The organism is Mesorhizobium sp. WSM4814, assembly GCF_055811595.1.
This window is the reverse complement of sequence record NZ_JBVVQT010000013.1, coordinates 39,416-52,517: the sequence shown is the minus strand read 5'-3', so window position 1 is coordinate 52,517 and position 13,102 is coordinate 39,416. Positions and strand designations below refer to the sequence as shown.

At 62.9% G+C, this 13,102-nt stretch carries 17 protein-coding genes; 11 read left to right on the top strand and 6 right to left on the bottom strand.

The features are described from left to right. Window positions 1-54 precede the first annotated feature (54 nt). Together AC0L2V_RS19665 and AC0L2V_RS19660 are read left to right on the top strand one after the other, a co-directional pair. The gene (locus AC0L2V_RS19665; RefSeq protein ID WP_023796929.1) at window positions 55-369 is read left to right on the top strand and encodes a MocE family 2Fe-2S type ferredoxin; all 315 of its coding nucleotides are present in this window, start codon (window positions 55-57) and stop codon (window positions 367-369) included. Window positions 370-374: 5 nt separating this feature from the next. Continuing rightward, window positions 375-1,604, top strand: coding sequence for an NAD(P)/FAD-dependent oxidoreductase (locus tag AC0L2V_RS19660; protein ID WP_473507873.1), 1,230 nt, complete (start codon window positions 375-377; stop codon window positions 1,602-1,604). A gap of 256 nt (window positions 1,605-1,860) precedes the next feature. Here the strand turns inward: AC0L2V_RS19660 and AC0L2V_RS19655 are convergent, their stop codons facing one another. From AC0L2V_RS19655 to hslV, 5 genes are all read right to left on the bottom strand, one after another. After that, window positions 1,861-2,820 carry a DUF1402 family protein gene (locus AC0L2V_RS19655; protein ID WP_473507872.1) on the bottom strand — a complete coding sequence of 320 codons (960 nt, stop codon included), beginning with the start codon at window positions 2,818-2,820 and terminating at the stop codon, window positions 1,861-1,863. Between the two features lie 245 nt (window positions 2,821-3,065). Next, on the bottom strand, window positions 3,066-4,379 hold the full coding sequence (gene hslU / locus AC0L2V_RS19650; RefSeq protein WP_023796926.1) for an ATP-dependent protease ATPase subunit HslU: 1,314 nt from the start codon (window positions 4,377-4,379) through the stop codon (window positions 3,066-3,068). Window positions 4,380-4,383: 4 nt separating this feature from the next. Continuing rightward, the gene (locus AC0L2V_RS19645; RefSeq protein WP_023796925.1) at window positions 4,384-4,983 is read right to left on the bottom strand and encodes a DUF2585 domain-containing protein; all 600 of its coding nucleotides are present in this window, start codon (window positions 4,981-4,983) and stop codon (window positions 4,384-4,386) included. Between the two features lie 40 nt (window positions 4,984-5,023). Next, window positions 5,024-5,554, bottom strand: coding sequence for a GNAT family N-acetyltransferase (locus AC0L2V_RS19640; RefSeq protein WP_473508069.1), 531 nt, complete (start codon window positions 5,552-5,554; stop codon window positions 5,024-5,026). A 73-nt stretch (window positions 5,555-5,627) separates the two neighbouring features. Further along, window positions 5,628-6,179, bottom strand: a complete 552-nt coding sequence (hslV, locus tag AC0L2V_RS19635; protein WP_023796923.1) for an ATP-dependent protease subunit HslV — start codon at window positions 6,177-6,179, stop codon at window positions 5,628-5,630. A gap of 238 nt (window positions 6,180-6,417) precedes the next feature. Between hslV and hisB the strand changes: the two genes are divergently transcribed. The 9 genes from hisB (at window position 6,418) to coaA (ending at window position 12,222) form a co-directional block, all read left to right on the top strand. Then, complete coding sequence (gene hisB, locus AC0L2V_RS19630) at window positions 6,418-7,017, top strand: imidazoleglycerol-phosphate dehydratase HisB (protein ID WP_091592962.1); 600 nt, start codon at window positions 6,418-6,420, stop codon at window positions 7,015-7,017. 3 nt (window positions 7,018-7,020) lie between these two features. Beyond that, window positions 7,021-7,497 (top strand): DUF2628 domain-containing protein, encoded by a 477-nt coding sequence (locus AC0L2V_RS19625; RefSeq protein WP_473507871.1) that lies wholly within the window; start codon window positions 7,021-7,023, stop codon window positions 7,495-7,497. A 1-nt stretch (window position 7,498) separates the two neighbouring features. Next, window positions 7,499-8,149, top strand: coding sequence for an imidazole glycerol phosphate synthase subunit HisH (hisH, locus tag AC0L2V_RS19620; RefSeq protein WP_473520950.1), 651 nt, complete (start codon window positions 7,499-7,501; stop codon window positions 8,147-8,149). A gap of 3 nt (window positions 8,150-8,152) precedes the next feature. Then, window positions 8,153-8,443, top strand: a complete 291-nt coding sequence (locus AC0L2V_RS19615; RefSeq protein ID WP_023796919.1) for a DUF1330 domain-containing protein — start codon at window positions 8,153-8,155, stop codon at window positions 8,441-8,443. Between the two features lie 3 nt (window positions 8,444-8,446). Further along, the gene (gene hisA, locus AC0L2V_RS19610; RefSeq protein ID WP_473507870.1) at window positions 8,447-9,196 is read left to right on the top strand and encodes a 1-(5-phosphoribosyl)-5-[(5-phosphoribosylamino)methylideneamino]imidazole-4-carboxamide isomerase; all 750 of its coding nucleotides are present in this window, start codon (window positions 8,447-8,449) and stop codon (window positions 9,194-9,196) included. After that, window positions 9,193-10,029: an arginase family protein gene (locus AC0L2V_RS19605; RefSeq protein WP_473492736.1), complete on the top strand. Its 837-nt coding sequence runs from the start codon at window positions 9,193-9,195 to the stop codon at window positions 10,027-10,029. The genes hisA and AC0L2V_RS19605 overlap by 4 nt, the downstream gene beginning before the upstream one ends. Continuing rightward, a complete protein-coding gene (hisF, locus tag AC0L2V_RS19600) occupies window positions 10,026-10,820 on the top strand; it encodes an imidazole glycerol phosphate synthase subunit HisF (RefSeq protein WP_473508068.1) in 795 nt (264 codons plus the stop codon). Before AC0L2V_RS19605 ends, hisF begins: the two co-directional genes overlap by 4 nt. 91 nt (window positions 10,821-10,911) lie before the next feature. Continuing rightward, a complete protein-coding gene (locus AC0L2V_RS19595) occupies window positions 10,912-11,238 on the top strand; it encodes a phosphoribosyl-ATP diphosphatase (RefSeq protein WP_023796915.1) in 327 nt (108 codons plus the stop codon). Window positions 11,239-11,262: 24 nt separating this feature from the next. Beyond that, the gene (gene coaA / locus AC0L2V_RS19590; RefSeq protein WP_473520949.1) at window positions 11,263-12,222 is read left to right on the top strand and encodes a type I pantothenate kinase; all 960 of its coding nucleotides are present in this window, start codon (window positions 11,263-11,265) and stop codon (window positions 12,220-12,222) included. Between the two features lie 221 nt (window positions 12,223-12,443). On the opposite strand, the gene AC0L2V_RS19585 is transcribed toward coaA, so the two are convergent. Continuing rightward, the gene (locus AC0L2V_RS19585) at window positions 12,444-13,061 is read right to left on the bottom strand and encodes an alpha-ketoglutarate-dependent dioxygenase AlkB (protein ID WP_128182567.1); all 618 of its coding nucleotides are present in this window, start codon (window positions 13,059-13,061) and stop codon (window positions 12,444-12,446) included. Window positions 13,062-13,102: the final 41 nt, after the last annotated feature.

Genomic DNA, 13,102 nt, shown 5'->3' with positions numbered 1-13,102 from the left:
TTGCGCGCCTGTGCCGGGGCATGTTGACCAAGAAAAATTCTGCCGGGAGGACCAATGAGCGACTGGGTCGAGGCCTGTGGTGCCGATGACATCGACGAAGAGGACGTGATGCGGTTCGACCATGACGGCCGCACCTTCGCCATTTATCGCAGTCCCGACGACGAATATTTCGCGACGGACGGCCTTTGCACGCATGAGAAGGTGCATCTGGCCGACGGGCTGGTGATGGACGACATCATCGAATGCCCGAAGCACAATGGCCGCTTCAACTACAAGACTGGTGCAGCCAGGGGCGCGCCGGTCTGCGTCAATCTCAGGACCTATCCGGTCAAACTCGACGCCGGCAAAATCCTCATTCAGATCGGGTGACGGTGATGGCGAAAGGAATGCTCATCATCGGCGCCGGCGAATGCGGCGGGCGGGCTGCCCTGGCGCTGCGCGATCTCGGGTATGATGGCCCGGTGACGCTGGTCGGCGACGAGCCGCATCTGCCCTATGAGCGGCCGCCGCTGTCGAAGGACGCGATGGCCGGCGATGCGCCGGTGATCAAGGCGATCGCCAGCGACAAAATCCTGGCCGAGAGATCGATAAGGCACATCCATTCGGTTCAGGCGGTGGCGATCGACCGCGCTGCGCATGGTGTGCGCCTGTCGGACGGCTCGGCGCTGCTATACGACAAGCTGCTGCTGGCGACCGGTTCCCTGCCGCGCAGACTGCCAATGCCGGGCCTCGGGCCGCGTTGTGCCTATCTCCGGACCTTCAACGACGCGCTGGCAATTCGAGCCCATCTCCGCGCCGGAAACCGCATCGCCATCATTGGCGGCGGCTTCATCGGTCTTGAGCTCGCCGCCGCAGCACGCAGACTGGGCGCAGTTGTCACCGTCATCGAGGCGCAGCCGCGCATCCTGATGCGCGGCGTGCCGGCCGAGATCGCCAAGATCGTCCACGAGGCGCATGAAGCTGAAGGCGTCAAAATCCTGTGCGGCGACGCAATCGCCGCGATTGCCGATGACGGCGCCGAGGTGAGCATCGCGCTTGCCGGCGGGCAGGACATCGTCGCCGACCTGGCGGTGATCGGCATCGGCGCTGTGCCGGTGACCGGACTTGCCGCAGAAGCGGGCCTAACGATCGACAACGGCATAGCCGTCAATGCCGAGCTTCGCACCAGCGATCCGGATATCTTTGCCGCCGGCGATTGCTGCTCGTTTCCGCTTGCCGTCTATGGCGGCCGGCGCGTGCGGCTGGAGGCCTGGCGCAACGCGCAGGAGCAGGGCGCGCTGGCGGCCAGCAACATGCTTGGCGCCGGTGAGGCCCACTCGGCTGTGCCATGGTTCTGGTCGGATCAGTACGGCCTGACCTTGCAGATATCTGGGCTGTCGGACGAGGGCAGCAAGGTCGTGCGCCGCGACCTCGACGACGGCGCCTTCATCCTGTTTCACCTGGCGCAAGACGGCAGGCTGGTCGCAGCGAGCGGCATCGGTCCGGGCAATTCTGTCGCCCGCGACATCAGGCTGGCCGAGATGCTGATCGCAAAAAGGGCGAAGCCGGCGCCTGAGGCGCTCGGTTCGCAAATGATCAAGCTGAAGTCGCTGCTGGCGGCGTGAGCCTGGTGCGTGCCGATTGTCGAAAGCCGGCGCCGCCCCTCATTGCCCTGCCGGGCATTTCTCCCCGTAAACGGGGAGAAAGAAGCTGGCCGCAACCCTGGCGTTCTTTTTGCAACCCTGGGCGATTGGGGAAATCCTTTGCGAAGGCGTCCTTCTCCCCGTCGCTATACGGGGAGAAGTGCCCGGCAGGGCGATGAGGGGCAGCGCAAACGGCGAAGAGGCGACTTCGAGCTCAAAGTCCAGATATCAACACCCACTAAAACAGCGCGTTGAGCTCCGGCAGTTTGTCGTTGACCAGCCAGCCATAGTAATTTTCCTCGGGCAGCTTCTCCGGTTCGCCCGCGGCGCGGCGCCTGTCGTTTTCGGCCTTCAGCGCATGCGCACGCTGTTCCGGATTGCCGACATTGTAGAGGGTCGATGTGATGCCGGGATTGCCCGATATGTCGAAGCCGGCAATGCTCTGATAGGCATCGATCGATTTCCGGATCGTCGCCGCGACATAGTCCAAGGTCAGGTCCGGATCCATGATGGTCTTGTAGACCGCGTTCGGATCGCCGACGTCGAGCTTCGGCAGGCCGGACACCTGGTGCACGAGATCGCTCATCTGCAAGGCGGTCAGCGGATTGAGCTGGCCCAGGCCAAAGGTCTGGCCGGCATAATAGGGCTGGAAGAAAGTCGCGCCGAAGCGGTCGTCGGGGAAGCTTGTCCCCCCGACAGTCTTGCCGCGAAAGGAAAGGTTCCACACCTGCTCGCGGCATTCCCAGAGCTCGTAACTATCCGATTTGCCGACGCAGTCCTGGAATTGCGGCCGTTGCACGAAATCGGTGATGTCCTCGCCTTCATAGGCGAAGGACAGCTTGCTCGACAGATAGGAGATCGCCTTGACGTAGTAGGTCTGCAGCCGGTCGTAGGCGTCGACATTGTAGGTGTGCTCGCCGACGATGGCGCCGACGATATGCATAGGATCGATGCCATAGGTCGCTGCTGCCTGCTCGATCTTGCCGCGAAGACCGGCGTCGTGCTGCAGCAGCGCATAGACCTTGCGGTATTTCGACTGGAAGGTGGTGTTGGTGGCCTGGGTGCGCCGGCTTGAGGCGCCCGGTATGTTGGGCTGCTCGACATGACTGTTGCCCGGCGGCACCATCGTCGCCGCTTCGGCGGCGAACATGGCTGTCGCCAGCGTCAGCCCGAGAGTGACGAGGATCGTTTTTTTCATGCGCCGCCGCCTGCAACAACGCATGACCCTCGGAACCGATTCTCGGGGGTCATGCGCAGAACCAACTGTACAGCGTCCTTTGCGCATCCAAAAAGCTGCGCGGCGCTGGTGTTGCCGGCAAACTAGGTAAAGCTGCAACGGGAGTCGAGAGCCCCGTCGCCCGGCAAGACAAAAGCTGGCCAGATGCTTCCATTTGGCCACACGTGCCGGCTCCGCCGGTCCGACTCTTGCGGATGGATTGCCTGCTACAGGATGAATCGCGACAGATCCGTGTTTCTCGACAGATCGCCGACATGCTTCTCCACATAGGCGGCGTCGACTGTCACCGACGTGCCGTGGCGGTCCGGCGCGTCATATGAGATCTCGTCCAGCACCCGCTCCATCACCGTCTGCAGTCGCCTGGCGCCGATGTTCTCGACGCTGGCGTTGAGATCGACGGCGATGCCGGCCAGTGAATCGATGGCGTCGTCGGTGAAGACGAGATCGACGCCCTCGGTCTTCATCAGCGCGATGTACTGCTTGATCAGGCTGGCCTCGGTCTCGGTCAGGATGCGGACGAAATCGTCCTTCTCCAGCGCACGCAGCTCGACGCGGATCGGCAGACGGCCCTGCAGTTCGGGCAGCAGATCGGATGGCTTGGCAACGTGGAACGCGCCCGATGCGATGAACAGGATGTGATCCGTCTTCACCGGTCCGTATTTGGTCGCGACCGTGGTGCCTTCGACAAGCGGCAGCAGGTCGCGCTGCACGCCTTCGCGGGAAACACCGGCGCCCATGCCGCCTTCGCGTGAGGCGATCTTGTCGATCTCATCGAGGAAGACGATGCCGTCGTTTTCGGTCGATTCGAGCGCCCTGCGCACCACCTCGTCCTGGTCGAGCAGCTTGTCGGACTCGTCGCCGACCAGCACCGCGTAGGATTCCTTCACCGTCGTCTTGCGGGTCTTGGTCTTCTGGCCGCCCATCGCTTTCGACAGCATGTCGTTGATGTTCAACACGCCGATATTGGCGCCCGGCATGCCGGGGATCTCGAAGCCGGGCATGCCGCCGGTGCCGGTATCGCTCACTTCGATCTCGATCTCCTTGTCGTCGAGCTCGCCGTCGCGCAGCTTTTTGCGGAAACTGTCGCGCGTCGCCGGGCTCGCCGTCTTGCCGACGAGCGCCTCCAGCACGCGTTCCTCGGCATTGATATGGGCCCGCGCCTTGACGTCCTCGCGCATCTTCTCGCGCACCAGGCCGATGGCGATCTCGACCAGGTCGCGGATGATCTGCTCGACGTCGCGGCCGACATAGCCGACCTCGGTGAACTTGGTCGCCTCGACCTTGACGAACGGCGCACCGGCAAGGCGCGCCAGGCGGCGCGAGATCTCGGTCTTGCCGACGCCGGTTGGGCCGATCATCAGGATGTTCTTCGGCATCACCTCTTCACGCATCTGGCCTTCGAGCTGCTGGCGGCGCCAGCGGTTGCGCAAGGCGATGGCCACGGCGCGCTTGGCGTCCTTCTGGCCGATGATGAAGCGATCGAGTTCCGAAACGATTTCGCGGGGCGAGAATGTGGTCATATCGCTAAATTCCACTTTGCCACTGCCGGATGGACTCGAACGGATGCAGCAGCATGATCACGTTGAGTGTCAGATTGTCCCTGATGATGTAGCCGACACCGAATTCGAAGATGAGAGCGAGCGTCACGATCACCCATATAGGAAGCCTGCGCGCCATCACAAATCCCAGCACCATCGCCAGCGTGTCCGCCACCGAATTGATGATGCTGTCGCCGTAATAGTCGAGCGAGATCGTGCCGGCCCGGTAGCGCTCGATGATCAACGGGCTGTTCTCGAGAAGCTCCCAGCCGCCCTCGATGACGACGGCAAAAGCCAGCCTGAGCCCGATCGGCGAGCGCGGGAACAGAGCCCACGCCAGCGCGTAGAACAGGAAGCCGTGGATGAGGTGCGAGAATGTGTACCAGTCGGAAATATGCTGGGAATTCTCCGAGCTCTGCACGATGCCGTGCCACAGCTTGACATAGCCGCATTCGCAGATCGGCGTTCGGCCCATGCCGTAAAGGGCTCCAGCCTGGAATATAATCAGGCCGAGGACGAGCAGAAGTCCCATCCGCCAGCTGTCTTCATAGGCCGAGACGGTCTTGTCGGCGCCGCTTGTACTCATGCTGTTACTGCCCCTCTTCGGCGCCTTATTCGGCGTCACCCTATTCGATATTGCCCGCTTGGGCGTCGCCCTCTTCGGTGTCAATTGCCATCAGCACGGCGTCGCCATATTCCGATTGCCTGCGATCGATAGCTCTGAACCCGGCCTTTTGATAGGCACGGATCGCTCGTCCGTTGGATGGATCCGGGTCGATGATGACACGCGGTGCCCCTTCCTCGAACAGCTGTTCCACGAACTGCCGGACAATTGCCGAGCCGTGGCCGCGTCCGACAAGCTCGGGCCTGCCGATCGACAGATCGATGCCGAGCGTGCCGAAAGGCTGGTCGCTGTAGGGGTGGCCGTCCTCCAGATGCGGATCGTAGCTCTGCATGTAGCCGATCGGCTCGCCGTCGAGCTCGATGATCAGCGGCTCGACGGAAATGCTGTCGATGTGCTCGCGGATCTGGGCGATCTCCGTCTCGGGATCGTCCCACCACTCCGCGACATGCGGCTCGGCCAGCCAGGCCGCGATCATCGGCAGGTCCGCCTCGGTCACCGGTCGAAAATCATATCTATTTTCTCGTTTGGCCATGATCTCATGCGAACCGAAGGTCAGCGAAGCAAAAACCGGTTTCCACTCTTCGGGATCATGGCCAGCGGCCGGCTCAGCCGGCATCGAGGATTTCGATGACAAAATTGTTGTTGGTGTAGACGCAAATGTCGGATGCGATCTGCATCGCCTTGCGGGCGATTTCTTCGGCATCCTTGTCGGTGTCCATCAGCGCGCGCGCCGCGGCCAGCGCATAATTGCCGCCCGAGCCGATCGCCATGACGCCATGTTCGGGTTCGAGCACGTCGCCGGTGCCGGTCAGCGCCAGCGAGACCGACTTGTCGGCAACCAGCATCATCGCTTCCAGCCGGCGCAGATAGCGGTCGGTGCGCCAGTCCTTGGCGAGTTCGACGCAGGCCCGCGTCAATTGCTCCGGATATTGTTCGAGCTTGGCCTCCAGCCGCTCCAGAAGCGTGAAGGCGTCAGCGGTGGCGCCGGCGAAACCGGCAATGACATTGCCGCTTTTGCCGATTCGGCGCACCTTCTTGGCGTTGCCTTTCATGATCGTCTGGCCAAGGCTGACCTGGCCATCACCGGCGATCACCACCTTGCCGCCCCTGCGCACGGTCAGGATCGTCGTGGCGTGCATGGTCAGTTCGTTCGACATCTCTGCTCCGATCAGCACCGGTCCCGACAAGGCGATTGGCGCATAACGAGTGACTTGATCGACCCTATGTATGCATAGGTCCGACGATTGCCAACCGGTCATCGGCCAGGCTCGATACTGCTTGGCACGGCAACTGGCAATCACCGGATCATGCTGCTAGAAGGCTCTCGTTTTCAAGCATGTGGACGCTTTCAAGCATGTGGACGCTTGAACGCCGGAACTCTGGACAAGGATGAGCATGCCGCCCCGTTCCGCCAACGCAAGCCGCAAGACCAGGGAAACCGACATCTCCGTATCGGTCCAGGTCGACGGCTCGGGAAAATCCGATATTTCGACGGGCGTCGGCTTCTTCGACCACATGCTGGACCAGCTGTCGCGCCATTCGCTGATCGACATGACGGTCAAGGCCAAGGGCGACCTCCACATAGACGACCACCACACGGTCGAGGACACTGGCATCGCGCTCGGTCAGGCGCTGGCCAAGGCACTAGGCGAGCGGCGCGGCATCATGCGCTATGCCTCGATCGATCTCGCCATGGACGAGACGCTGACGCGCGCGGCAATCGACGTTTCCGGTCGGCCTTTCCTTGTCTGGAACGTTGTGTTCTCGTCGCCGAAGATCGGCACGTTCGACACCGAACTGGTGCGCGAATTCTTCCAGGCCCTGGCGCAAAATGCCGGCATCACGCTGCATGTCACCAACCACTACGGCGCCAACAATCACCACATCGCCGAGACCTGCTTCAAGGCGGTGGCGCGTGCGCTGCGTTTCGCGCTTGAAAGCGACCCGCGCCAGCCTGACGCGGTTCCTTCCACCAAGGGATCTCTGAAGGGATAGGCCATGGCCGTCTATGTCGTGATGGAACCGCCGGGCCGCGGCGAAAAGCCTGACACAACGGCCTTTGTCCGTGATGGATTTTCCTGGCTCGGCTTCCTCGTGCCGCCGCTGTGGCTGCTCTGGCACCGGTTGTGGATCGAGGCAGCACTGGCGTTTGTCGGTATGGCTCTGCTTTCGATGCTTGCCGAAGGGCTGAGCCTTGGGCTGGCCGGCCCGCTGCTGTCGCTGCTGGTGTCGCTCTATGTCGGGCTGGAAGGGCAGGCGTTGCGGATCGCCGCGCTGCGCCGTCGTGGCTGGCACGAATGGGGCGTCGTCGAGGCCGACAGGCTCGACGATGCCGATACGCGCTATGTGCTGGAAGCCGAAGCGCGTGCGGATGAGTCAGCGCCAGTGCCGCGCATCGTTCCGGACGCTGCCCATGCCCGGCCGGCACACACAGGCTTGGTGCTCGGACTGACGCACACGCCGGGAAGACCCTGACATGCGGGTCGCGATCATCGATTATGGCTCGGGCAACCTGCGCTCTGCCACCAAGGCCTTCGAGCGCGCCGCGCACGAGGCCGGCATCGCCGCCGCCATCGACCTGACCGCCGATGCCGAGCGTGTCAGAACCGCCGACCGCATCGTCCTGCCCGGCGTCGGCGCCTATGCCGATTGCGCGGCCGGGCTGCGCGCCGTGGCCGGCATGTGGGAAGCGGTCGAGGAGGTCGCGATCGTCAAGCGGCGGCCGTTCCTCGGCATCTGCGTCGGCATGCAGCTGATGTCGGAGCGGGGCCTGGAAAAGACTGTCACAGAAGGCTTTGGCTGGATCGCCGGCGACGTCAAGGAGATCACCCCGGCCGATCCTGCGCTAAAAATCCCGCAGATCGGCTGGAACACGATCGAGCTCACGCGCAAGCATCCGCTGTTTTCCGGTATTCCGACAGGCAGCAAGGGGCTGCACGCCTATTTCGTTCATTCCTACCATCTCGACGCGCAGAAGCCGGACGAGGTGCTGGCGATCGCCGACTATGGTGGTCCGGTTACAGCTGCTGTTATCAGCGACAATCTCGCCGGCACGCAGTTTCATCCCGAAAAGAGCCAGGCGCTTGGCCTGGCGCTGATCACCAATTTCCTGCGCTGGAGGCCCTAAGAAATGAGCAAGAAAGGCTACTGGATGGCGATGGTCGATGTCCGCGATCCCGAGGGCTACAAGCAGTATATCGAGGCGAACGCGGCGGCTTTTGCGAAATATGGCGCGAAGTTTCCCGTGCGGGCGGGGCGTTATGCGAACCCGGAAGGGCCGACAGGCAACCGCCACGTCCTGGTCGAGTTCGAGTCCTACGACAAGGCGATAGAATGCTACGAATCGCCTGAATACCGGGAGGCATTGAAGTACAGGCTTGCCGCCTCGACCGGTCACTTCGTCATTGTTGAAGGCGCCTGAACGGTGATCCTGTTCCCGGCCATCGACCTCAAGGACGGCAAGTGCGTGCGCCTGAAGCACGGCGATATGGCGACCGCGACGATTTACAATGACGACCCGGCCGCGCAGGCCAGGGCTTTCGAGCAACAAGGCTTTGAATGGCTGCATGTCGTCGACCTCAACGGCGCCTTCAAGGGCCAGAGCGTCAACGGCGCGGCGGTCGGCGCCATTCTCAAGGCAACGAAGAACCCGGTGCAGCTCGGCGGCGGCATCCGCACCCTGGCGCAGGTCGAGGACTGGCTCGATCGCGGCCTGGCCCGCATCATTCTCGGCACGGTGGCGGTGCGCGATCCGGATCTGGTCAGGCAGGCCTGCAAGGCATTCCCGGGCAAGATCGCCGTCGGCATCGACGCCAAAGGCGGCAAGGTGGCGGTCGAGGGCTGGGCCGAGGCCTCTAGTCTCGGCGTCATCGAACTGGCGAAGAAGTTCGAGGGCGCCGGCGTTGCCGCCATCGTCTACACCGACATCGACCGCGACGGTGTGCTGACCGGCATCAACTGGGACGCCACCATCGATCTTGCCGACGCCGTGTCCATCCCGGTCATCGCCTCCGGCGGGCTGGCCTCGATCGCCGACATCGTGCGCATGACGATGCCCGATGCGCAAAAGCTCGAAGGCGCCATCTCAGGGCGTGCACTTTATGACGGACGTATCGACCCGGCCGAGGCATTGGCGATCCTGGCGGCCGGACCGGAGAAGGCGAGGGCGCGATGAAACTCTCGATCATCCTCGCACCCTATGACAGCGGCCTTTACCATGCCGGCTTTGGCCAGGGCCCCGACGCCATCATTGCCGGCGGCCTTGTCGACGAACTTGCCCTGCGCGGCCATGATGTCATCGTCGAGGACATCGGCGAGGTCGGCGATGCCCAGAGACGCGAAATCGCGACAGGTTTCGCGGTTTGTCGGGCAGTCGCCACCAAGGTCGACATGGCGCGCGACGATGAGCGTTTTCCCATCGTGCTCGCCGGAAATTGCCTGACCGCCGCCGGTGCGGTGGCTGGCGACGCCGCTGATTCGATCATCTGGATCGATCAGCATGGCGATCTCAACACGCCCGAGACGTCCGCCTACGGCTTTCTCGACGGCATGGCGCTGGCGACGACGCTGGGGCTCTGCTGGCGGCCGATGACGTCAGCGATTCCCGGCTTCCAGGCGATCGACCCGTCGCGGTGCATGCTGGTCGACGCGCGCGACCTCGATCCAGATGAAAGGCGGCTTCTCGAGACGTTGCCGATCATTCGCGCCCAGTGGACCGATGCACTCGACAATGTCGGAAAGCTCAAGGCGGCCGGCGCGGCCCAAGTGCATTTGCATCTTGATCTGGATGTTCACGATCCGGATGTGCTGCAAGTGAACCGCTATGCGCTGCCGGGAGGTCCAAATCCGGAGCAGCTGCGGCAACTGGTTTGCGGGCTGGCCAAGTCGATCCCAATCGTCGGCATCACCCTGTCCGCCTATGATCCTGCCTTTGACGCCAAAGGCGAGGTTCCGCCTGTCGTTGGGCAATTGCTTGGCGATTTTCTTGCCGCGCATGCGAGGATCTGATGCTGAAAGCCCGCGTCATCCCCTGTCTCGACGTCAAGAACGGCCGCGTCGTCAAAGGCGTCAATTTCGTCGACCTGATCGATGCCGGCGATCCGGTCGAAGCGGCCAAGGCCTATGATGCCGCCGGCGCCGACGAGCTCTGCTTCCTCGACATCACCGCCTCGTCCGAAAATCGCGAGACCATCTTCGACATCGTCGCCCGCACCGCCGAGCAATGCTTCATGCCGCTGACCGTCGGCGGCGGCGTGCGCCAGGTCGGCGACATAAGAAAGCTGCTTTTGGCCGGTGCCGACAAAGTGTCGATCAACACGGCGGCAGTGAGGAATCCCGATTTCATCGCCGAGGCGGCCGACAAGTTCGGCAACCAGTGCATCGTCGTCGCCATCGATGCCAAGATAGTGTCAGGCGAAGGCGAGGCCGACCGCTGGGAGATTTTCACCCATGGCGGCCGCGAGAAGACCGGCATCGACGCGGTCGAATTCGCTCAGCAGATGGTCGATCGCGGCGCCGGCGAGATCCTGCTGACGTCGATGGACCGCGACGGCACCAAGGCCGGCTACGACATCGCGCTCACCCGCGCGGTCGCCGACGCCGTGCGTGCGCCGGTCATCGCCTCCGGCGGCGTCGGCACGCTCGATCACTTGGTCGAGGGCATTCGCGACGGCCATGCCGGCGCGGTGCTGGCGGCATCGATTTTCCATTTCGGTACGTACAGCATTGCTGAAGCCAAGTCGCACATGGCCCGCGCCGGCCTGCCGATGCGACTGGACTCGTCAGGGGATCGGCTCTAAAGCATGATCCCGAACCGAAGGTCCGCGCCAGCCAAAAAGGGGGAACCGGTTTCGGAAAAGATCATGCTTCAACAAGCAGATAGATGGCGCCATGGCTGAGTTTTCGCTCTCCGATCTGGAGACAATCATCAGGGAACGCGCGCATTCCGGCGATCCGGATTCGTGGACGGCAAAGCTGTTCGCGCGCGGCATCGACAAGGCGGCGCAGAAGCTCGGCGAAGAGGCGGTCGAAACGGTGATCGCGGCCGTTGGCGGTGACAGGCAAGCCCTCGTTTCGGAAAGCGCCGATCTCATCTATCATTGGCTCGTCGTTCTGGGTGTCGCCGGCGTTCCGCTTGCCGATGTCCTGACCGAACTCGAGCGCCGCACCGGTCGCTCGGGCATCGCCGAAAAGGCGTCTCGGCAGGACCGGGGCTGATCGCTGCGGAGGGCAGGAAACTCGATGGACCAGCTCGCCCCCACCGAGAAATATTCGCCCTTCCGTTTTTTCTCGGCGGAAGAATGGTCGCAGTTCCGCGCCGATACGCCGATGACGCTCGGCGAGGACGAGATCCGTCGCCTGCGTTCGCTCAACGACCCGGTCGACCTCGAAGAGGTCAAGCGCATCTATCTTTCGCTATCTCGGCTGTTGTCGGCCCATGTCGAGGCCAGCCAACTGCTGTTCAGGCAGCGCCAGGCCTTCTTCAACGCGGTGGATGTCGTCAAGACGCCCTTCATCATCGGCATTGCCGGCTCCGTCGCGGTCGGCAAATCGACCACGGCGCGCGTCCTCAAGGAATTGCTGGCGCGCTGGCCGTCGAGCCCCAAGGTCGATCTGATCACCACCGACGGCTTCCTGCTTCCCAACGAAATCCTGCGCCGCAACAATTTGATGGAGCGCAAGGGCTTTCCCGACAGCTATGATGTCGGCGCCCTGCTGCGTTTCCTGTCGGGCATCAAATCGGGGCAGCGCAATGTCCGCGCGCCAGTCTATTCGCACCTGACCTACGACGTCGTTCCCGGCGCGTTCCAGACCATCGACCGGCCGGACATATTGATCTTCGAAGGCATCAACGTCCTGCAGCCGGGCAAGCTGCCAAAGGACGGCAAGATCGTGCCTTTCCTGTCGGATTTCTTCGACTTCGCCATCTATATCGATGCCGAAGAGGAGCTGATCCATCAATGGTACACCGCCCGCTTCATGCGGCTGCGCGAGACCGCCTTCCGCGATCCGGACTCCTTCTTCCACCGCTATTCGCAACTTTCGCAAGCAGCGGCCCGCGCCATCGCCGAAGGCCTGTGGGCCAACATCAACCTGAAGAATCTGCGCGAGAACATCCTGCCGACGCGAGCCCGCGCCGATCTCATCCTGCGCAAGGGCGCCAATCATCTGGTCGAGGAAGTGGCGCTCAGGAAGCTGTAATGAAGCGGTTAACGGCGGGCAGCTCGGCCTGCCGGTCGCGATATTCTCCTTCCCGTGGTCAACTTCGTCGTTCTCGAACGCTGGATCTTTTCCGGTCGCTCAGCCGCGGGCCTCGGCCGTGACACGAAGCGGGTGCCGGTTTTGGGAAAATCCGATGCCTGAAAAAAGTGATGAGCGGCGATACGGCTCGACTTGAAAGTCCGCGCTTTTGCGCGACAGCATTAGCCAGGATAGGTCACCCGCCGCAACGTCAGATTGATCCGCCCGCCGTTCCTGAGCAGTGCCGAGGTCGACGCATAGATACGGTCGACGCCGTGGAAACACAGGCGGCCTTCGCCGCCAAGCACGACGACGTCGCCGCTTTTCAGCCTGAACGATTTGGTGCCGCCTTCGCGCGTGCTCTGGCCGACCCTGAACAGGCAATCGTCGCCCAGTGAAACGGAGACGACCGGCGCGGAGAAATCGATCTCGTCGCGGTCCTGATGAAGGCCCATCTTCGCGTCGGGCGAATAGAAATTGACCAGGCAGGCCTCCGGCGGATGGGGATAGGCAGACACCTCGCGCCACAGCTCCAGCAGCACGTCCGGGATCGGCGGCCAGGGCGTCCCGGTCACCGGGTGCGTCGGCTGGTAGCGATAGCCGTGCTGCTTGTCGGTGACCCAGCCAAGCGAACCGCAATTGGTCATGCGCACGCTCATCTCCTTGCCGGTGCGCGGCATCGCCGGCACGAACAGCGGCGCTTCCTGCACGACCTGCCTCACATCCTCGACCAGCGCTTCCTGCACCGCACGGGACAGATAGAGGGGCATGTGGCGGACGCCTTTGGGCAGAACGAGCATGGTCGTTTGATCCGTTGGTCTGCAAACGACCAGAATGCCAC